Below are 21,541 nucleotides of genomic sequence, written 5' to 3' on the forward strand. Positions count from 1 at the left end.
AGAATATTTTCTTTGGCCAGCCTGATGACCAAATCCCGGATTTCCTGGGTCAGTCGAGGGCGGCCGACATTTTTGAAAATTTCACCCTTCTGGCTCCGATCAAGCCAGCGGCGGTAGGTTGCGTGTTTCACGATCTCCATGAGATCGACAACGTCATGGTCACAGATGGCCCCGAGCCGGATCAGTTCGGATTTCTCTTCAGCGGAGGGGATAATTCTCTTGGTTGGCACCCGGTCCATGAGGATTTTGATCTGTGCCTTCAGCAGTCGGACCTCAGCGTTATGCCGTGGGGTGAAGTAGTGGGCGAGAATGGTGAACAGGAAGGGGAACATGCGATCCATGGCAAAAACCTACCGTGCTTGATAAAATCTGAAACCATTGGATTTTTATGAAAAATCCAGGATTCCTACAATTTGGTACGGGCCTCAAAAACGTCCCAATGATGAGGGATCTTCAGCCCCAGCACAAATCCTTGAGGCGGCCACGCGATCCCGCTTCAAGCGAGGTCGGATCAGAATCGTTCGATGAGGTTTTTCGGTAAGGGGTCGAGCCCTGAATCGAACCGCATCTCTCCGGGCCATTTTGAGAGTATTTCCGACCACAGCGGATTATACAGCACTTCCAAGCAGTTGCCCCACCTTGCCAGTTACACCCGCTTGACCGGTCGTTCCCTAAACCTTATTGAAATTTAACACAAAAATTTCAAAGAATTCTCGTTCTAGGGTCGGTACGGTCCAGGCGTTGTGAGAAAAAATGGCCGGGAGGAGCAAGAGGAAGCAGAAAAAGGTTGATACAGAAACGATCAACTTTCGAGCCGTGTCGGTTTTTTTTCGGAAAGGTCGTTTATGACAACTATTTCCACCATCAGCTCCACCATCTCCTTGAAATCCAGGCCCTTCCCTTGAAGGGTTGGGCCTGGACAATGGGGAACAGAAGCTTGGCAAAAAAAGGCTTGGGGTCGAGGGTGTCAGATCCTAACCGGCTTTGGTAGCGAGACCCCAGTTACCGTCCTCATCCAGAGCCCGGATCTGGAACAGAACCCGGCTCACACGCATATCGGCGATCTCCAAAATCTGGATACGGCCATTTTCCAAATCCAGCACATCTCCCACTTCAGGCATGCGACCCAAGCGGTCGAAGATTAAACCGCCGATCGTGACATACCCCGGACCACGAGGAAAAGGAAAGTCCAGAGCCAATTCCAGGTCGGAAACCCGCATGCTTCCGTTGATTTCCCACTGACTGCCTTCCAACTTGAGGACATTTTCCGATTCGTAGGTGGATCTGTCCAGATATTCACCTTCCAGTCTGTCCAGGATGTTATCCGGTGTGACGATCCCCAGCATGGCGCCGTGTTCATTGACCACGCAACCCAACCGACGCTTGTTGAGGTTGAATTCTTTGAGAACCGCCCCCATCTTGGCGGTACTTGGAATAACGTATGGATCGGTAAACATGAAGTCGGAGATGGGACGATTCAGCAAGGCCTCCATATCGTCGCAACTGCGGTCCAATGCCTGCATCATCGTTTTGACCCGAATCACGCCAACCACCTGGTCCCCATCCATCACGGGATAACGGTGGTGATTGGTGTTGGCAAAGTGGTGCAAAGCCACTCGAAAGTTCACATGAATGGGCAAGGTGTCGACATCCGGCCGAGGCATCATGACAGACTGGATGCATTCCTCGCTGATTTCAAAGACCCCTTGCAGCATCTGCCCCTGGCTCTTGTCGATCGTGCCGGAACTGGCGCTGGCGTTGATCACCATACAGAGTTCATCCGCCGTCATGGCGGAAGAGTCGTGGCCATGACCGCCGCTCTCTCCGACGATGTCCCCTTGGCCACAAGCGATCAGCAGATAGTTGGAGGAGTGATTCATGACCCAGATAACGGGTGTCCAGATGACATAGAGCCAGTTGATGATCCAGCCCAAGGCACAACTGAGGGCTTCGGCCTTGTGGTAAGCCAGCACCTTGGGGGCCAACTCGCCACCGACAACGTGCAGAAAAGAGATAATGATGAAGCCAAAAACCAGGCCCATGATGTTGGCCCAATCGGTGGCAGACTCCACCGAAAGAAACATGCCGAACGCGCCCTCAAAAGCTGGCGACAGGAGTTCCTTGAAAGCATCCATGCCGATGTAGCCCAAAGCCATGGAAACCAGGGTGATCCCGATCTGGGTGACCGCATAAAATCGGGTTGGTTCGTCATGAAGCAGCTTGACTATCTTGGCTCTCTCATCCCCCATGTCAGCCAGCTGCTTGATTCGACTTCGTCGTGCGGCAGTAATCGCGACTTCCGATCCGACAAAAAAAGCATTGCCTACTACCAGCAGGATGATTGCGACCAGCTTGCCATACAGAACCATTTCCATAGGATTTCCTTTGCGCCCAAAGATGCAACAAATGTTTTTAAATCTATAAGCAACGACGCCTGGTTAAAAAGTGAGGTTGCATGACGGTTCCTATTCAAAGGTTTGGCTGGGGATGAGGCAACAAACCAATCTGCCGCGACCAGGATATATAAGCTTTATTTGGCGCAGGCTCCCGCACTCCAGTCCACCGCGCAGAGTAAAGATTTCCGGTATCCTTGTAAACGCTTACTTACCCACCCCTCGAAAAATATTGGACGGATCCCAAATTCAAGAGAGTTGATCAAGCCCAAGCACTCTCAACCATGAGGAATGAAGAGGGCCAAAACAAGGCGAAAAACCGCTGCTGCCCAAAAAGCTGTTTTGGATAAGAGCGAGGCAAAGCGTCGCTTCATTTATCCAGATCTCTGTCCTGGAATGGGATTCACCGCCCCCCACATCGATCCTGTTTCGGCCTCTTTCCCTCTCTTACCCCACCAGCCCGGAAACCACCTCTCCAGCCACCTCCCTGGTCAGCCCCCCCTCCCGAATCAGCACCACCGAATCCCCATCCACCTTGAGGATGGTCGATGGCTGGCCATCTCCGCCGCCATCTCCTGGTAAAATCAATCCGATTTGGGAGCCCAACACGGCATCTATCTGCGCTGGATCGGTCAGGGGGGGCGTGCCGTAGGGGTTGGCGCTGGTGGAAATGAGGGGTTTATGCCAAAGCTTGAGCAGGGCTTTGACCAGGGGGGAGGAGGAGCAGCGCACGGCAACGGTAGAAAGCCCGCCGGTGATCAGGGAAGAGAGACCCGGCTTGGCAGGAAGAACCAGGGTGAGAGGCCCTGGCCAAAAACGATCCGCCAGCTGCTGCGCCAGGGGGGAGAGGGGTACCGGAGTGAGCTGACCCAGTTGGGCCAAGCTCGAAACCAGGAGAATAAACCCCTTTTCCGGCGGCCTGCCCTTGAGCTTGATCAAACGTTGCAGCGCCCCTTCCTGATCAGGATCCACCCCCAGGCCATAGACCGTTTCGGTGGGGTAGGCGATCACCTCTCCCCGCTGGAGAGCGGCAGCGGCTGCGGCCAGCCTGTCACCATCGGGGAGAGGGGGATTCAGAGTGGTGGGGGCAATGGCAACAGACACGGTCAGCGGGTGGCGATTTTACCCTGTAGGGACGCATCTTTCTTTTCCACACTGGCCGCCATGTTGGCGCTAAATTTTTTCAGCTCTTCGGCAATGCCATAGTCGGAGAGGGCTAGAATCCGCAGGGCAAAAAGAGCCGCATTTTTAGCTCCTGCCTTACCGATGGCCATGGTGGCGACGGGAATCCCCCCCGGCATCTGTACCGTTGCCAACAGGGCATCCATCCCCTTGAGATCCGTGGCGCTGAGAGGCACCCCAATCACCGGCAGTTGGGTCAGAGATGCCACCACCCCCGCCAGATGGGCCGCCGCTCCAGCACCTGCGATCAACACCCGGACGCCCCGTCCCGGCGCTTCCTCAACCAGTTGATGGGTTCGAGCCGGGGTTCGATGGGCTGAGGTGACCTTCATCTCGAAGGGAACGGCAAAGTCATCCAGCACTTTGGCCGCTTCCTGCATCACGCTCCAGTCGGAATCCGACCCCATGAGAATCAATACTTGCGGTTTGGTGTCCATAATCGTCAAGTCCCTTTGCTTTCGCTTTTTTCTCTCTCCCGAGCCACGGCCCGGTAGCCAATGTCGTTGCGATGGTAGGCCCCCTCCCAGGAGATTTTGGCCACCCCCTGATAGGCCCGTTTTTGTGCTGCAGAGGCCCCCTCCCCCAGGGCCGTCACCCCCAACACCCGTCCTCCGGATGTAACCACCTGGCCGCTATCATCACTGCGGGTGCCGGCATGAAACACATGCAGATCAGAAAGCTCTGCCGCTTCGGTCAGACCTGAAATGGCGATTCCCTTGGGATATTTGCCCGGATAGCCCCCGGAAGCCATCACCACACAGAGGGCCGTACGGGGATCCCAATCGATGGTGAGACCCGCCAAAGAGCCCTCGGCGCTGGCCATCAACAGCGGCACCAGGTCCGATTTCATACGCATCAAGACAGGTTGCGCTTCAGGGTCTCCAAAGCGGGCGTTAAACTCCAACACTTTGATCACATCCCCATCGATCATCAAACCGGCATAGAGCACCCCCCGATAGGGGCGGCCTTCAGCAGCCATGGCCCGAACCGTGGGAATCATCACTTCATCCATCACCCGCTGGTTGAGGGCATCGGTCAGCACCGGTGCCGGAGAGTAGGCCCCCATCCCTCCGGTATTGAGACCGGTGTCTCCCTCCCCCACCGCCTTGTGATCCTGGGAGCCCGCCAAAGGCAAAACATTTTCCCCATCCACCAATGCCAGGAATGAGGCTTCCTCCCCCACCAAAAAATCTTCCACGACCACTTCATCCCCGGCCGCGCCAAAAGCCCGTTCCACCATGATCTGATGGACTGCGGCTTCGGCTTCGGCCAAGGTTTGGCAGACGATGGCCCCCTTGCCCGCAGCCAGCCCCGAAGTCTTCACCACGATGGGAGCGCCTTGCTTGCGGACATAAGCCAGGCATGCTTCAGGGTCGGTAAAGACCTGGTAGCCGGCAGAGGCGATCTCATATTTGGCAAAGAGCCCCTTCATGAAGGCTTTGGAGCCCTCGATGGCGGCAGCTTTTTGGGAAGGGCCGAATACCGGGATTCCCGCTTCCCGCAGCAGGTCGCTCAAACCCGCCACCAGGGGATCTTCCGGGCCGATCACCGCCAGATCAATATCTTTTTCCAGAGCGAAAGCTTTCAGCTGGGCCAGATCCGAGCCCGCAATCGGCACACACTGGGCCACTTCGGCTATACCAGGGTTTCCCGGGGCGGCATAGATGGTTTCCACCAGGGGAGATTGGGCGATTTTCCAGGCCAGGGCATGTTCCCGCCCACCACCTCCCACCAGAAGAACTTTCATTCCCATGTTTTCAGGCTCCCTTGTTTGACGCCGGTTATTTTCCCGACTGGACTGCTGAAAGGAATACATGCAAAACTGCCTGACAGTCCAGGCAGCGGAAGAAAAAAATGACACATCTCCCTGTCGCCCCGCCGGAGAACCACATGCCCCGCTTTAACCCCATCGATCCGGCTTTTTTCCGGAAAATTGTCTCCCGGATCCTGCCAAATACGCTGATTTTTTTGGCGATTTTTCTTCCGGCGCTGATTGTTACCGCCAACTTTGACGTTTTTGATGTTCTCATCCGCCTGGTGCGCCAGTATGACGTCTGGTATCTGGACGAAGTGCTCTCCATGCTGATTCTCTGCTTTGTGCCATTTTTAAGCTATGCCACTTGGCGGCTGTTTCATCTGAACACCACCCTGCGCAGCAACGAAGAGACCATCCTGGGTCTGAATCGCCAAAACGAAATGATCCTCAATGCCGCAGCAGAGGGTATTTTTGGCCTGGATCGTTCCGGGCGCACCACCTTCATCAACTCTTCCGCCGCACGCATGCTGGGGCGGGGACGCCAGGAACTCATGGGGCGCTATTGCCGGGAGTTTGTCTTTTCCCCCAAAGCCCCGGCCAAGGCGGAAAATCCCATTCGGGATACTTTTACCAACGGCAACCATCACCTGGTAGAGGAGGCCAGTTTTCATCGGGCCGATGGCGCGGAGTTTCCAGTGGAATATACCTCCACCCCCATCTTTCAGCGGGGACGGGTTGTGGGGGCGGTGATCACCTTTCGGGATATCACCGAACGCAAGCGCACCCAAGCCGAACTGGATCGCCTGGCCAAAGCCATCGAGCAGACCGCTGACATGGTGATTATTACCGATACCCAAGGGGTGGTGCAGTATGTCAACGCCGCCTTCGAGTGGATCACCGGCTTCACCCGGGAGGAGGCCCTCGGAAAAAATCCCCGCTTTTTGAAAATTGGCGAAGAGCCGTTTTTTGGTCAGATGTGGAGCGAGGTACAAAATGGTCGGATCTGGAAGGATCGTTTTTGGAGCCAGGCCAAGGATGGCACCGCTTTTCACGCGGATACCACGGTTTCACCCATCCGGGATCGCCAGGGCAAGGTGAGCCACCTGATGGCGGTCACCCGGGATGTCACCAGAGAGAGCCAGCTGGGAGCCCAACTGCGTCACTCCCAAAAACTGGAAGCGGTCGGCACCCTGGCGGGAGGGATCGCCCACGATTTTTCCAACATTTTGACCGCGATCATCAACTATACCGAACTCACCATGGACGATGTGGATGAGGGGAGTTTGGCTTTTGGCAACTTGAACGAAGTGCTGGTGGCCGCCCAGCGGGCCAAGGGGTTGACGACCCATCTGCTCACCTTCAGCCGCCGAGGTGAGGAAAAGCTTGCCCCCATCGCCCTGGAGCCGGTGATTGCCGAGGCGGTCAAGCTCCTCCAGGCCCTGCTCCCGGCCACCCTCAAGATGGAAGTCACCCTCCAGGAAGTCGGTCAGGTGTTGGCGGATGCCACCCAGATCCATCAGGTGGTGATGAATCTCTGCATGAATGCGGCCCAGGCGATGCGGGGTCGGGAAGGGTTGATGGCGTTGCGCCTGGAAGGGATCAGTGTGGACAAACAATTTGCCCACCGCCACTCCCTGCCCAAAACAGGTGCCTATGCGGCACTGACGGTCCAGGATACCGGGGTCGGCATCACCCCCGAAGGGTTGGAACGGATTTTTGAACCCTTCTATTCCACCAAACCCGTGGGGCGGGGCACCGGACTGGGCCTTGCCGTGGTGCATGGGATCGTCCAAAATCATGGGGGAGCAATTTCCGTGGAGAGTGTGCCGGGTAAAGGCAGCACCTTCCAGATCTTTCTGCCGCAACTGACGGCAGAGGACGAAGCGGCGGGTTGATGGAATGGGTGGCGGGCATCAGAGATGCTTTGTTGCACCGACCAGCCAAAAAACCGATCAGCCCATCATTGCACGCTGGGAGAGGCCATGACGCGGATTCTTGTGATCGAAGATGAACGACAGATCCGGGAAGTATTGAAGCAGGTTTTGCTGAAGGCCAACTTTGAGGTGGAAACCGCCGCCAACGGCATCGAAGGGTTGCAAAAATTTCGTTCTGCCCCGGCAGACCTGGTGATTACCGATATTTTGATGCCGGAAAAGGATGGCTTGGAGACCATTGAGGAGTTGACCCGGGAGTTCAAGGAACTGCCCATCATCGCCATCTCCGGAGGAGGACCGGGGGCGCGGGCACAGTATGCTCTGGATCTGGCCGAGCAGTATGGCGCGGTCTGGATCCTGGCCAAGCCCTTTTCCCGAAAAGATATCCTCGCAGCCATCGAAGAAGCCCTTCCCGCCCAGCCAGCCACTTCTCCTTGACCGGCAGACTGGACGGGTAGACTGAATCTCGAAAGCAGCCCCGGATCTCTCCTGGTATAGCCATTCGAATCAAGAATTGGACATATGCCGTTGTACTTTTGCCGTCATTCCCGCGAATGCGGGAATCCAGGGAGACTGGCACGAACCTTTCCAAATCTTGCATCACTTTCAGCAAAACACCGGCCTTTCTTGAAGATTTGGTTTTTCCTTGAGGGCAATCATCAACTCCCTGGATCCCCGCATTCGCGGGGATGACGAGTCAGGGAAGAGTGTCCAATTTTGAGATAGAACTGCTATATTAAGCTCCTTTTCGTTTTCAGTCAGGCTGTCTCTTCAGGCTTGGCCGGGCAGGTGTTCCAGCCGAGGAGAGGATAGAATGGGCAAAAGCTGAAAAGTCCCGTCACCAGGGGCACCACCCCCACCCAACCCCACACCACCTGGGGTCCGACAAAAACCAGCGCAATCAAGACAAGCCCCACCACCACCCGCAAAATCCGATCAATGCCACCCACATTCGCTTTCATTTTTGCATACTCCCTGTTGTCAGAATCAATGCATGCGCATCTAAATTGATCAAGTTGCAACTGTAGATCCTGATTGGGCCGGGGAGTTCCCGTCAATTTCAGTCGGCTTGCTCTGGTTCCGATCAACTCTGTCAGTAACCGTAGACATTTCTCAGTAACTGTAGGATGTGGTGAGCTGCGCGAACCGCATCAGTCAAGACGCGTAGGGCTTACGCAATCGATCCAAAAGATAAGACTCTGATTCAAACATTTTCTGACAGGTTTCCAACGATGCGGTTCGCGCAGCTCACCGCATCCTACGCAGACCAGGTTATTCCTGGCCATTTCTCAGGGGACGCGGCAGGGCTATTTTAAAACGCGCTTTTCCTTGAAGCCGATCCGCTCAAAGGGGTTGACGACGCTGGTGGCGACATTTTTCAGATGGGCGCTGATACGCTTGAGATAGCGAAGATAGAGCGCCAAGGCGGCTGAATCAGAGGGGGTGATCCCTTCAATCTCCCCTCGCACCAGCTGATCAATCATCTGGTCACAGCTGTGGCGGGTCTGCTTCCGGTGTCGATTCATGATCTCCCGGGCTTTACCCACCTCATACTCCTTGAGAATCTGTTCGATCTCCTGGAAATGTTCCCTGATGTCGGCTTCGATCTGCCCCAGGATCTCTTCACACGCGGGGATCTGTAGTCTGGATGGATAGGCCCGGGCCAGGTCGAGCATGTTTTTGACATTATCCCCGATGCGTTCGATATCGATGATAATGCTTACCAAAACCATCCCCCCCGGAAGCGCGTCCATGCCCCGAAGGGTACAGTGGGTAATCACCTTTCGGCGGATATCCCGCTGATAGCGGTTGATCTGTTTATCCTTCTTGCGGATCGCCTTTTCTACCGCCTCCTGCTCCTCTTCCCGCAGGATATGCACCGCCTCCGCAAACATTTCCCGACAGATGGCCAGCGCTTCATAGCACTCATTCCAGGCTTGACTGAGCAGGTCGTCTTCTTTCCAGGCTGTAAAAAGTTCCTTCAACATGATCTCACCTCGTTATCCAAATCAAAGCCAGGGGAATGAGAAAAAAAAGGCAGAGCACATATAGGAGAGGTACCCATCTGTTTTGGCAGGCCTTCTCCGCCAAGATGCGGGCCAGATCGATGGGTAGATGACGGATTTTTTTGAAGGGGTAGATCAGGGCAATGCCGGAAAGGTTGAAGAGCAGATGAGAGAAGGCCACCGTCACAGGCTCAATGGCGCCACTGACCAGGCTTGCCAATATGGCGGTGATGGTGGTGCCGATATTGGCCCCCAGGGTGTAGGGATAGATCTGGTAGAGCGTTAAAATACCCGCTGCCGCCAGGGGGATGACGATGGAGGTGGTGATGGAGCTGCTCTGCACCATCACCGTAAAAACCATCCCGAAGAAAAAGCCCTGCAATGGGGTTTTAAAAATGTGTCTGGAAAAGAAAGACTCCACCCGCTTCAAAAGCAGCATTTTCAGGAGCTTGACCAGCAGCCGCAAGGATGAAAAAAGCATCGCCAGGCTGATGATCAGAATGATGATCGGCTCTTTGCCCGCCAGATCGACGATCCAGTGGGAGACCGGAGCGGTGATGAGCTTGATGGGGCTGATAAAGGACAATCCACCGACATTTTGAAAGCCCAGGGCCAGCTTTTCGGAAAAGGTGCTCAAAAACCCGGTAAAATGTTGCAGAGGAAAGAGGAGCAGGACCGCAAAAATATTGAAAAAATCGTGCATGGTAGAGGCCGCAAAAGCCAGTTTGAACTCCTGCTTGCGGCCAATATGCCCCACGGAAACCAGGGTGTTGGTCACACTGGTACCGATGTTGGAGCCCATGATGATGGGAATGGCATTTTGCACGGTCAACACATCCCCGGCCACCATGCTGACCACCATGGAGGTGGTGGCAGAGGAGCTTTGCAGCAGGCTGGTGGCGAGAATGCCGATAAAGAGCCCAACATAGGCGTTTGAGGTGATATGGATAATCTCCTGGGCGATGCCAGCACCGAAAAGCTTGAAGGCTGCACCAATCAGGGCAATGCTCAGGAGAAAGCCATAGAGAACCGCGATGATGCCGACGATCTTGCTGGCCTCGGAGATCTTGATCTTCACATCATCTCTCCTGGATGACCAGCCGTCGGGACTGGACGCTTCAGGATGCGCCAGAGAGCCAGCTGTTGAAGCCGATGGTGAGGAAGGGTGTTGTTCTGCAAGGTTCGTCGGCTCATGGTTAGCGCTTCGACTCCCGGATCGGAGGGTGCTTTAAACAGCTGTAGGCCGCGAGCACCAACAGGCATTCAGCATATATTTTAATCACATCCTCAGAGGTGGAGACCCAATCATAGATCACCGGATGGGTCAGGATGTCGTGGCGGTTGGTGAGAATATCCATCACCCCCATGAGAATGGAGAGTACCACACCCCCTGCCACCATCCCACCAGCACTCTCCCAATAGGGAATCAACCCTTTTCGATAACGATACATCAACCCCAACCCGATAAAGGTGTAGGCAAAAACCACCAGATCATCCAGACGATCACTGACACCGCTCTCCCGCATCTCCAGCAAGTCGTGGATGAGATAGTCGATCTCTTCGTGGATCATCATCATTTCATCAAAAGCGAGAAACAAAAAGCCCAAAGCCATCAGCGCCCAGATAAAGACCGGCCTCTGCCAGTGGGGTTTGTCGGTCTCCCCTTCTAGCGCATCCCGCTCATAAACCAGCCAGCAAAAGAGGGCCACCGCCACCAGATGGAAGGCGGAGAGGTGGGTCATCAGGCGATTTTCCCGAAAATAATATTCCAAATCCCCCTCAAACGATCCCCCATAGAGGGCGCTACCACAGAGAATGGTATCCAGAGCGATCAAAAAGAGGGTAAACATGACATCCTGCGCTTCGGGGTTGGATTCGCTTTTTCATCTTGGGATCTGGCCATGGTTACCATAACCGGCAATGGGGGGTGGGATCACCGGTTTCTTGTAGAAAAAATCCAGATTGTCAGATAGCCCCCTTCTCCTGCAATCAACGTTGCGGGGGGGAGAAGAATTTCCGTAATCTGACGAATGAATCCCTGAACAACCCCATCTGTTCCATCAAAAGGCCCGATGTCCCACCGACTCAAATCCTTCCTGCCCCTGGGGCTGATTCTACTCATGGCCCTGTTGATCCGTCTGCCCGGGATGTGGTGGGGGGATGGGGAGTTGGTGCCGGGGCAGCTCACCACCTGGAATACCGATGAATATTTCCATGTGCGGGTCGCCAGACAGTTTACCCAAGGCCCCATCGACCATGACTCCAACTATGTCAAAGCCTTCGGTTTGCAGATGGCGGGGATGGCGGGGCTTCTTCAAGGCTCCTGGAGCGGTTTGGATTCCGATCAATTGATCCGTGGGGGGCGCTGGGTTTCCCTCTGCTATGGGGTGGGGTTGGTGCTCCTGGCTTTCGTGACGGTGCGGGACGCCTTTCGAAATCGCCCTGCCGCCCTGTTGACCGCAGCCATGGTGGCCTTATCAAGCCTGGTGGTGGTACAGAGCCATCTGGCTGTGGCGGATATGGCCAGCACATTTTGGGTCTGGATGGCCGCGTGGCTCACCCATGGGGCCATCACCAGCCGATCTCGCTGGCGCCAGGGAGGAGCTTGGGCCGCTTGCACCCTGGCCATCTCCACCAAGCTCGCTCTGGCAGCGGTGGGGCCTCTGATCTATCTCCTCGTCACCAGCCGGGAAAAACAGCGGGATTTTTTGTTGGGGCTGGTGGTAGGGATGGCGCTATTTTTTCCGGTCAACGGCTTTGCCATTGGTCCGGAAGGTTTTTTGGCCATCTGGGATAATGTCCTCTCCGATTCCATCCAGGTCATTCCCAGGCACTCCCCCCTGGAGACCCTGGCGACGATTATAATCTCCCTGGCGCCGGGGCTCTCTTTTCCGGTGGTGGCTGCGGCTGGAGTCGGTCTTTGGGCTGCCGTCAAAAAGGGAAAAGAGCCGGGAGGCCAAGGGTTTCATCAGGGACCATGGCTCCATTGGGGCTGCTTTGGCACCCCGGTTTTGATCCATTTCGGCTTACTGCTTTTGCTGGATGATCCCTTCGAGCGTCATCTGCTCCCCCTGGTGCCGGTTTTTTGTGGCTTGGCGGCCTTCGGCTGGATCCACTCTCTGCCCAAAGGGTGGTCACTCCCCAAACAACTGCTGGCAACCGCCCCTCTCATCGCCTATCTGCTCTTCTTTGCCATCGATGGGGAGCGGCCCTTCTGGAACGATAGCCGCATCCTGGCCCGGCAGTGGATTTTGCAGCATGCCGGGCAGGGGAGTTCTATTTTACAAGGGCGCTACGCCTATCTGGCACTACCAAAAGAGCGATTTCGGGTGACCCGGCAAAAGCGCCGGGACCGAAGCGTACCCCGGCTGGATCGCTTTGACTGGATCATTCTCCACGAGGTACACACCTACCGCTACCGCCGCTCCCGGCTCTCCCCCTTTGGCACCCCTGATCGGGATAACATCTACCACCCGGATCTGTTTGGGGTGCGACATCTGGATGCCCTCTGGTCCGGGGTGCTCCCCTTTCGTCCCGTGCAGGTCATCCCCATGACACCCCCCCTCACCCTGGAGCGGATTCTCTACCGACGCTATTGGGGCCCCTTTCAGAGCTTTGTCGGGGATGTGGTGATTTATCGAAAAATGGCGGACCCTTTTCAGAAACAGGATCGACGCTTTTCCTTGGGTGACCTGGGAAACGGGCAAGCCAAAGGAGTCTCTGAGAGTTTATTCTAATACAAATTTTGGTTCAAACGATAAGCTTAAGGCCTTCGTTTTCAACTTCATTCAAAACCGAAAAATCTGCTACCCAGAGCACAGAGGCCACAGAGGAAAATCATGAAAAACAGCTTAATATTCAAACTACTGCATGACACGATCTTGGCTCGACCTTGGTTTTCTCTGTGTCCTCTGTGGCTAAACTTCAACTCACCTGTTGAGCCGGAATTGGTATAGCAGTTCAAATCAAGAATTGGACATATGCCGCTGTACTTTTTCTGTCATTCCCGCGAATGCGGGAATCCAGGGGGGGTGGCGCGAACCTTTCCAAAATCTTGCATCACTTTCAGCAAAACACCGGCCTTTCTTGAAGATTTGGTTATTCCTTGAGGGCAATCATCAGCTCCCTGGATCCCCGCCTTCGCGGGGATGACGAGTCAGGGAAGAGTGTTCAATTTTGAGATAGAACTGCTATATGAAGAGCCTAACGGTCTGATGGCAAACCATATCCCAGTTTAGCCAGCAGATCTCCAGCGCACTCCTGAAAAAACGCCTCGTCCACTTCGCCAAACTGGCACTGGGGCTGATATCCGGTATTGGGGGAGACGACGTTGGTGAGTTTGTCGGGGGGGGTGAAGGCCGTGGGTTGGTGCTGAAGGAGGGGGGAGAGTTCCTCCATCACCCCCCGATAATCATCCCGCAATTTTTCGTAGCTGACGAGCTGGATGTGGGGGTTGTGGCGGGCGGCTGAGACCCAGCCACTGACATGACTCTGCCAGCGGTGAACCATGCTTTTTTGCTGGTTGATTTGATAACGCAGCAGACGACCACCGGGTTGCGCACGAATGAACTGCTGGCAGGTTTCGGTTTGGGGGCCTTCCCGCCAGGCCAGTTGATTGTTGAAACGCCAAAAGCTCGGCATCACCCCTCTCGGATCCCGATGGATGTAGAGAATGATGAAGGACTGGGTAATCTCTTCCAGCACCCCCGCAAAAAAATCAACGTGGTGGTGGGATTTGATGATCTGGGAAAGAGGGTAGCTGCTGAATTGCTGAAAAAACCTGGCCACCCTCGGGGGGTGAAAATAGTTGATATTGAACTGATCGGAATCAAAGTTGATCCAGGGCTTGGCGACATAGCCGTAGGAAGCGGCCAGGGAGTTCATCAAAAAATGGGTGCCCGAGCGTTCATGGCTGATAACAATAACCCGGGGCGGGGTTTGTTGAAGACTTTGATTTCCATCCGTAAGGGGGCGACTTACGGCGCGCTCAAAAGAGGGTGAACAGCTTGTCGAAGTGGGCAAATTTGAGAATCTTACGCACTTCCGGCTTGGCGTTGATGATTTCGATCCTGCTTTTTTGGGAGCCTGCCTCGTTATGCTCCTTCAACATCAAAAGCACCCCCAAACCGCTGCTGAGAATATAGTCGATCTGCTTGAGATCGAGTATATAGTGGGTGCCGGGCTCATATTGATTGTAGATGTTTTGCAGCGCTTTACGACTCTCATACCCCAATTCGCCGATTGGGGTGATGATAACTTTTCCGCCTCTTTCAATCACATCCATCGTATGGTCCAGTTTACTGGTTTGGAAGTCTAACAGCGATTCAGGAAGGTCACCTTACCTTGGATCCACTCATTCCGACAGGTAACAACACCAAAAACCGGATCATTTTGGCTGAATTTATTCTATCTTTGCAAGCTCATAAGGCACTTTTTGTCGGCCACGTAAACAAAACCACACTCCAACCCTACAACAAAATCTATATCATACACTGCCCGCCAGAATAATCCCCTTCAACGACGGTGATATCTCTTCCAGATCCAAGGGGCCACCGGGGTGGGGTCTTTCCAAAGACCGATACGTCTGTTTTTGGCTTTTTTTTCCATCGCCTGCAACGCCTTATCCCGGGAATATTTGGTATTCCACCAAGCGTGCCCGCTCTTCAACAGCTCCTGGCTTAAATTTTTTCCGTCCGGGAGAACAATGTGGGCCACCATCCGACCATAGCGGTCCCACTCCTTCTCCTCCACCGTCACCTTTTTGCCCAGGGTGAGGCGGGTCGTAAATCGTTTGGCCCGGTTGGCATAGGGCTGCCCCCGCTCCGGGGTATCAATCTCCGCCAACCGTATTCGAACCCCACGTTTTTTATCGGGATAGCGCAAAATATTTCGCGGTTTGACTTTGAGGGTGTCCCCATCATACACCTGCATCACCGTGCCTTGCCAAGAGGCCGACAGCGCTGATGTTGGCGACAAAAACAGGCTCAAGGCAACCATCAGGATGGGTATGTTCCAACGGCGACCACGCAAAATACCCAGCGGCAACCTGGACAGCAGAGAGAGTGATCTGTCAGCAACCTGGAAACGATCGTTGGGAACCCAACGAAATGAAACGGCAGGAAAAGAGAATGAAGAGTCTGTTCCGGGTGAAAACCAGGGGTAAGCAACCGCCAGCCAACGCTGAAAAAACGCAAACGCTGGCTGGCGATAAATATTTATCATCTGTTTCTATGGCAGTACCGATTCACTGCCCCTGAGCCAGGCATCCGCCTCCCGAGCCGCAGCGCGACCGCCAGCGATGGCTTTCAGCACCAAGGATTGCCCGGTGGCCACATCTCCCGCAGCAAAAACCCCTTCCACACTGGTCATGTGGCGGGCATTCACCTGGACGTTACCCCGGGGATCCAGCTCCACGCCCAGATCGTTGATCAGGCCAGGCTGCACCGGATGCAGGAAGCCCATGGCCAGCAGCACCAGATCAGCTTCCAGGGTGAACGCAGAACCGGGAATCTGCACCATTTCAGGCCGCCCGCCATCCTCTTGAGCCTCCCAGCGCAGTCGGACACAGTTCAGACCCTTGACCTGCCCCCCTTCCCCTTCAAAAGAGGTGGTCAACACCGACCAGAGTCGCTCACACCCTTCCTGGTGTGAGGTGGAGGTTCGCATCATGTGGGGCCAGAGGGGCCAAGGGGTCTCCTGGGAGCGTCCCATGGGGGGCTTGGGAAGCAATTCGATCTGGGTCACCGAAGTGGCCCCATGACGAATGGAGGTTCCCACACAGTCGGCACCGGTATCACCACCACCAATCACCACCACCCGCTTGTCTGTGGCCAGAATATCCTGATCCTTGGGGAGGATGGTCCCGGCTACCCGGCGATTTTGCTGGCTTAAAAAGTCCATGGCAAAATGAACGCCGTCCAGCTCCCGACCCGGCACAGGCAAATCCCGGGGGGCTTCTGAACCACCGGTCAACACCACCGCATCATAATCCTTACGCAGGGCATCTGCCGGAATATCCACACCGACATTTACCCCGGTGCGAATTTTAAGGCCCTCCTCACTCATCTGCTCAAGGCGGCGATCAATGACCCATTTTTCCATCTTGAAGTCAGGGATCCCAAATCGCAAAAGCCCACCCGCCCGCTCATTTTTTTCAAACAGGGTGACATCGTGACCCGCCCGTACCAGCTGCTGAGAGGCGGCCATACCCGCAGGACCGGAGCCCACCACGGCGATCTTCTTGCCGGTTTTTTCCGAGGGCGGTTCGGGTTTGATGATACCCCGCTTGAATCCTTCCTCGGCGATGGTTTTTTCGATCTCCCGAATGGTCACCGGCTCGGCGATGATCCCCAACACACAGGAAGACTCACAAAGCGCCGGGCAGATGCGACCCGTGAATTCCGGAAAGTTATTGGTGCGGTGCAGTGCCCGGACAGCCTCCTCACACTGATCCCGGTAGACCCAGTCGTTCCACACCGGAATGAGATTGTTCAAAGAGCAGCCGTTGTGACAAAAAGGCACCCCGCAATCCATACACCGAGCCGACTGTTGCCGCAGACGCTCCAGGGGAAACTCCTGGTACAGCTCCTGCCAGTCAGCCACGCGATCCGCTACGGGACGTGTTTGGGGCACCTCCCGGTCGATCTCCATGAAACCTGTTGTTTTACCCATTGGCTGCGGCCTCTCGCTCCTTCATTTCGGCAAGTACCCGTTTATATTCCATGGGCATCACCTTGACGAAATGGCCCAGTGTGGTCTCCCAATCAGCCAACAACCGTTTCGCCAAAGGGCTCTCGGTATAGGCTGCGTGTTTTTCGATCAATGCCTTCAGGAGGGACTTATCCTCAGCATCAATCACCTCTTCCAGCTCCACCATGGCCATGTTGCAAAGGGAGGGGAATTTTTTGTCGGGATCCAGGATAAAGGCCATCCCGCCACTCATGCCCGCTCCAAAGTTGCGACCTGTTGCCCCCAGCACCACCACCGTGCCGCCGGTCATATATTCACAGCCGTGATCACCCAGTCCCTCCACCACCGCTTGGGCTCCGGAGTTGCGCACACCGAAGCGCTCTCCAGCCAAGCCGCGAAAATAGGCTTCACCCCCAATGGCACCATAGAGCAGTGTGTTGCCGACGATGATGTTTTCCTCAGCCAGAAAACCCGAGACCTTGGGGGGCCTGACCACAATACGGCCACCAGACATGCCCTTGCCCACATAGTCGTTGGCCTGGCCGTCCAGATGCAGGGAAACCCCCCGGACGTTGAAGGCCCCGAAACTTTGGCCTGCCACCCCATCAAAGTGAATCTTGATGGTATCTTCCGGCAATCCCTCCACCCCGAACCGTTTGGAAATTTCTCCCCCCAGCATGGCACCGGTGGTGCGGTCGGTATTGTGGATGGGCAGGCGGATTTCAATGGGCTCCCGGGTTTGGAAGGCCAGATCCGCAAGCTCCATGAGCTTGTGATCCAACACCCCGTCGATACCGTGATCCTGGGCCATGACACAGCGGGTCTGGATGTTGGGGGGGACGTCCGGCTTGGTCAAAATCGCCGTAAAATCAAGTCCCCGCGCCTTCCAGTGATCGGTGGCCTCGTCCACATCCACCCGATCCACCCGTCCGATCATCTCGTCGATGGTTTTGAAACCCATCTCAGCCATGATTTCCCGAACTTCGTTGGCCACAAAATAGAAATAGTTGACCACGTGTTGGGGCTTGCCGGTAAATTTGCGTCTGAGAGCGACCTCCTGGGTAGCGATGCCCACCGGGCAGGTGCCCAGGTGACACTTGCGCATCATGATGCACCCTTCCACGATCAGCGCGGCGGTACAGAAACCATACTCTTCCGCACCCAGCAGCGCACCAATCACCACATCCCGTCCAGTGCGCATCTGGCCATCCACCTGAAGGCGGACCCGGCTGCGAAGGTCGTTCAATACCAGGGTCTGGTGGGTTTCGGAAAGGCCCAATTCCCACGGGCCACCAGCGTGTTTGATGGAGCTGACCGGGCTTGCCCCGGTGCCACCGTCACCACCGGAGATGAGGATCATGTCGGAGTGACCCTTGGCCACACCTGCCGCGATAATCCCCACGCCTATTTCAGAAACCAGCTTCACCGACACCCGGCCTCGGGGATTGACATTCTTCAGATCAAAAATCAGCTGTGCCAGATCCTCGATGGAGTAGATATCGTGGTGGGGCGGCGGGCTGATGAGGGTCACCCCGGGGGTGGTGTTACGGGTCCGGGCGATCACATCATTGACCTTGTGACCCGGCAGCTGCCCCCCCTCCCCGGGTTTGGCACCCTGGGCGATCTTGATCTGCATTTCGTCGGAGTTGGCCAGATAGTGGCTGTGAACTCCGAAACGACCGGAAGCGACCTGTTTGATGGCGCTACGGGCAAAGTCACCGTTGGGTCGGGGGGTAAAACGATCCGGATCCTCTCCCCCTTCACCGGTATTGGACATTCCACCCAGGCGGTTCATGGCGATGGCCAGGGTTTCGTGGGCCTCTTTGGAGATCGATCCAAAAGACATCGCCCCGGTGACGAAACGCTTGACGATCTCCTTGGCGGGCTCCACTTCATCCAGAGGCACCGGCTTGCGCCCTTTTTTCAGGCGAAACATTCCCCGCAGAGTGCACAGCGCCTGGGACTGCTCGTCGATCAGCTTGGTAAATTTTTTGTAATAGTCGTAGTTGTTTTCCCGGGTGGCCCGCTGGAGCCAGGAGATGGTTTCGGGATTCCACAGATGGCGCTCTCCCTCAACACGGTATTTATAGTCCCCCCCCACATCCAGATCATCCTTGTGGATGACTTTACCGCCAAAAGCGGTGCGGTGGCGGCGTAGGGACTCCTCGGCGACACCTTCCAGGTTGACCCCCTCAATGCGGGAGACCGTGCCGGTAAAGTAGCGTTCCACCACTTGATGGCTGAGGCCGATGGCTTCATAAATCTGCGCGCCACAGTAGCTCTGCAGAGTGGAGATACCCATCTTGGAAAAAATCTTCAAAAGCCCTTTGCCCAACGCCGTAATATATTTGGCATGGAGGGCTTGGGGGGTGACATCCTTGGGGAAAAGTCCCTGGGCGGCCATTTCGTCGATGGAGCTGAAGGCGAGATAGGGATTGATGGCCCCCGCACCGTAACCCGTCAGCAAAGCGAAATGAGCCACTTCCCTGGCTTCGCCGGTTTCGACGATCAGGCTGGTCCGATTGCGCAACGCTCCCCGGATCAGGTGATGGTGAACCCCAGCGGTAGCCAGCAGACTCGGAATGGGGACATTTTCAGCATCCGCACCCCGGTCAGACAAAATCACCAGGTTGCACCCCTCCCCCACCGCCTGGGTAATCTCATCGAAGAGTCGCTTCAGGGCGTACTCCATACCCGCCGCACCTCTCTTGGCCGGGAACAGCATGGAGAAGGTTCGGGCATTGAGACCCTTTTGATCCACAGCCCGAATGCGGGCCAAATCTTCGTTGGTCAGGATCGGCTGACGCAGGCGCAAACGATGGACGTGCTCGGGGGCCTCTTCAAAAAGATTGCCCACCGGACCCAGCTGGATATAGAGGCTCATCACCAGCTCTTCCCGGATGGGATCGATGGCTGGGTTGGTCACCTGGGCGAAGAGCTGCTTGAAATAGTTGAAAAGCAGGATGGCTCTATCCGAAAGCACCGCCAAAGGCACGTCGTTGCCCATGGATCCGGTAGGCTCACGACCACTCAGGGCCATGGGCGCCAGCAGGACGTTGAGATCTTCTTCCGTGTAGCCAAAGGTGCGCTGTTGCGTCTTTAAGGGGATCGCCTCAGCCGCCAGAGGGGTTCCTTCGGGCAGCTTATCCAGATCGACCAGGCCTTGGGAGACCCAATCGCCGTAAGGCTGGCTCTGGATGATGGATTGCTTCACCTCGGTATCGTCGATAATCCGACCCTGATCCATGTCGATGATGAACATGCGACCGGGTTGCAGACGACCGTTGTGGAGCACTTCTTCCGGGGGAAAGGTGTAGGTCCCCGCTTCCGAGGCCATCACACACAGGCCATTCTTGAGCACCTGATAGCGGGCAGGACGCAAGCCGTTGCGATCCAGGGTAGCCCCGATCACCCGACCATCGGTAAAAGCGACCGCCGCAGGACCATCCCAGGGTTCCATGAGGGAGGCGTGGAATTCGTAAAAGCCCTTACGCTCGTCATCCATCTGTTGATGATTTTCCCACGCTTCGGGAATCATCATCATCATGGCGTGGGGTAGAGAGCGGCCCGACATGATCAAAAATTCCAACGCCCGGTCAAACGATGCGGAGTCGGAAAGCCCCTCAGGCACCAGAGGAAAAAGTTTTTTCAGATCATCACCGAACATCGGTGAGGCGAGAACCCCTTCCCGGGCGCGCATCCAGTTGATGTTGCCCCTCAGGGTGTTGATCTCGCCATTGTGGCAGATCATGCGGAAGGGTTGGGCCAGATCCCAGGTGGGGAAGGTGTTGGTGGAGTAACGCTGATGCACCATGGCAAAGGCGCTGACCGCCTCCGGCTCACCCAGATCCTGATAATATCCTCCGACCTGTTCGGCCAAAAACATCCCCTTGTAAAGCAGGGTGCGGGAGGAAAAACTGGAGACGTGAAAGGCCCGGGCTTCTTTGGTTTCATAGCCCATGATGGCATTTTCGATACGTCGTCGGATCACATAAAGTCGGCGCTCAAACCATTCCGAGTCGGCATCCTCGGGGCGGTTGCGTACGCCCACGATCACCTGCTTGATATCAGGTTCCACCGCCTTGGCGGTAAAGCCGATCTGGGCTTCCTTGCTGATGGGCACATCCCGCCAGCCAAGAAGCATCTGCCCCTCTTGGGCGATCATCTGCTCCACCACCCGCATACAGGAGGTGCGCATCCCCTCCTCCTTGGGGAGGAAGATCATGCCAACGCCATAATCACCCGGTTGTGGCAGGGTGATTTTGAGCCGACGGCAGTCGCTTGCCAAAAAGGCGTGGGGAATCTGCATTAAAAGCCCCGCGCCATCACCGGTCAGCGGGTCGGAACCTGCTGCACCACGATGGGTGAGGTTTTTCAAGACCTCCAAACCCATCCGCACGATTTCGTGGGACTTTTCGCCCTTTATGTTGGCAACAAAACCGACGCCACAGGCGTCGCGTTCGAATTGGGGATCATAAAGGCCCTGTTTATCGGGAAGGCCGCTTCGGGTCATAACGACTCCTCTAAGAGGGATCACTGAAGATGACACAAACGCATTAGAGTAACCAAACCGACACCTCT

Annotated in this window: 17 protein-coding genes; 4 read left to right on the plus strand and 13 right to left on the minus strand. The window is 55.7% G+C overall.

The features are described 5' to 3' along the window. Positions 1-392, plus strand: a 392-nt coding sequence (locus HQL52_08320; protein MBF0369444.1) for a hypothetical protein, incomplete at its 5' end; no start/stop codon positions are given. A gap of 582 nt (positions 393-974) precedes the next feature. Here the strand turns inward: HQL52_08320 and HQL52_08325 are convergent. The 4 genes from HQL52_08325 to purD all read right to left on the minus strand — a co-directional run bounded on the left by HQL52_08325 (position 975) and on the right by purD (position 5,322). Then, positions 975-2,375, minus strand: coding sequence for an HlyC/CorC family transporter (locus HQL52_08325; protein MBF0369445.1), 1,401 nt, complete (start codon positions 2,373-2,375; stop codon positions 975-977). Between the two features lie 465 nt (positions 2,376-2,840). After that, positions 2,841-3,440, minus strand: a complete 600-nt coding sequence (locus HQL52_08330) for a threonylcarbamoyl-AMP synthase (GenBank protein MBF0369446.1) — start codon at positions 3,438-3,440, stop codon at positions 2,841-2,843. A 59-nt stretch (positions 3,441-3,499) separates the two neighbouring features. Next, complete coding sequence (gene purE / locus HQL52_08335; GenBank protein MBF0369447.1) at positions 3,500-4,012, minus strand: 5-(carboxyamino)imidazole ribonucleotide mutase; 513 nt, start codon at positions 4,010-4,012, stop codon at positions 3,500-3,502. 5 nt (positions 4,013-4,017) lie between these two features. Then, entirely contained in the window at positions 4,018-5,322 is a 1,305-nt protein-coding gene (purD, locus tag HQL52_08340) for a phosphoribosylamine--glycine ligase (GenBank protein MBF0369448.1), read from the minus strand. Positions 5,323-5,429: 107 nt separating this feature from the next. Here purD and HQL52_08345 point away from each other — a divergent pair, with 107 nt between their 5' ends. Together HQL52_08345 and HQL52_08350 are read left to right on the plus strand one after the other, a co-directional pair. Continuing rightward, positions 5,430-7,226, plus strand: coding sequence for a PAS domain S-box protein (locus tag HQL52_08345; protein ID MBF0369449.1), 1,797 nt, complete (start codon positions 5,430-5,432; stop codon positions 7,224-7,226). Between the two features lie 87 nt (positions 7,227-7,313). After that, a complete protein-coding gene (locus tag HQL52_08350) occupies positions 7,314-7,703 on the plus strand; it encodes a response regulator (GenBank protein MBF0369450.1) in 390 nt (129 codons plus the stop codon). A gap of 320 nt (positions 7,704-8,023) precedes the next feature. On the opposite strand, the gene HQL52_08355 is transcribed toward HQL52_08350, so the two are convergent. The 4 genes from HQL52_08355 to HQL52_08370 all read right to left on the minus strand — a co-directional run bounded on the left by HQL52_08355 (position 8,024) and on the right by HQL52_08370 (position 11,121). Continuing rightward, complete coding sequence (locus tag HQL52_08355) at positions 8,024-8,227, minus strand: DUF2892 domain-containing protein (GenBank protein ID MBF0369451.1); 204 nt, start codon at positions 8,225-8,227, stop codon at positions 8,024-8,026. 345 nt (positions 8,228-8,572) lie between these two features. Next, complete coding sequence (locus tag HQL52_08360) at positions 8,573-9,253, minus strand: hypothetical protein (protein MBF0369452.1); 681 nt, start codon at positions 9,251-9,253, stop codon at positions 8,573-8,575. Positions 9,254-9,257: 4 nt separating this feature from the next. Continuing rightward, entirely contained in the window at positions 9,258-10,349 is a 1,092-nt protein-coding gene (locus HQL52_08365) for a Na/Pi symporter (GenBank protein ID MBF0369453.1), read from the minus strand. 118 nt (positions 10,350-10,467) lie between these two features. Beyond that, the gene (locus HQL52_08370; GenBank protein ID MBF0369454.1) at positions 10,468-11,121 is read right to left on the minus strand and encodes a hypothetical protein; all 654 of its coding nucleotides are present in this window, start codon (positions 11,119-11,121) and stop codon (positions 10,468-10,470) included. A gap of 222 nt (positions 11,122-11,343) precedes the next feature. Between HQL52_08370 and HQL52_08375 the strand changes: the two genes are divergently transcribed. Next, a complete protein-coding gene (locus HQL52_08375) occupies positions 11,344-13,008 on the plus strand; it encodes a glycosyltransferase family 39 protein (GenBank protein MBF0369455.1) in 1,665 nt (554 codons plus the stop codon). A 466-nt stretch (positions 13,009-13,474) separates the two neighbouring features. Here the strand turns inward: HQL52_08375 and HQL52_08380 are convergent, their stop codons facing one another. The 5 genes from HQL52_08380 to gltB all read right to left on the minus strand — a co-directional run bounded on the left by HQL52_08380 (position 13,475) and on the right by gltB (position 21,473). Continuing rightward, positions 13,475-14,293, minus strand: a complete 819-nt coding sequence (locus HQL52_08380; protein MBF0369456.1) for a sulfotransferase domain-containing protein — start codon at positions 14,291-14,293, stop codon at positions 13,475-13,477. Beyond that, on the minus strand, positions 14,259-14,555 hold the full coding sequence (locus HQL52_08385; GenBank protein MBF0369457.1) for an STAS domain-containing protein: 297 nt from the start codon (positions 14,553-14,555) through the stop codon (positions 14,259-14,261). Before HQL52_08385 ends, HQL52_08380 begins: the two co-directional genes overlap by 35 nt. A gap of 230 nt (positions 14,556-14,785) precedes the next feature. Continuing rightward, complete coding sequence (locus HQL52_08390) at positions 14,786-15,247, minus strand: thermonuclease family protein (protein MBF0369458.1); 462 nt, start codon at positions 15,245-15,247, stop codon at positions 14,786-14,788. Between the two features lie 252 nt (positions 15,248-15,499). Beyond that, positions 15,500-16,942, minus strand: coding sequence for a glutamate synthase subunit beta (locus HQL52_08395; GenBank protein ID MBF0369459.1), 1,443 nt, complete (start codon positions 16,940-16,942; stop codon positions 15,500-15,502). Continuing rightward, positions 16,935-21,473, minus strand: coding sequence for a glutamate synthase large subunit (gltB, locus tag HQL52_08400; protein MBF0369460.1), 4,539 nt, complete (start codon positions 21,471-21,473; stop codon positions 16,935-16,937). Before gltB ends, HQL52_08395 begins: the two co-directional genes overlap by 8 nt. Between the last annotated feature and the right edge of the window lie 68 nt (positions 21,474-21,541).

Source organism: Magnetococcales bacterium (genome assembly GCA_015232395.1).
Taxonomy (GTDB): domain Bacteria; phylum Pseudomonadota; class Magnetococcia; order Magnetococcales; family JADFZT01; genus JADFZT01.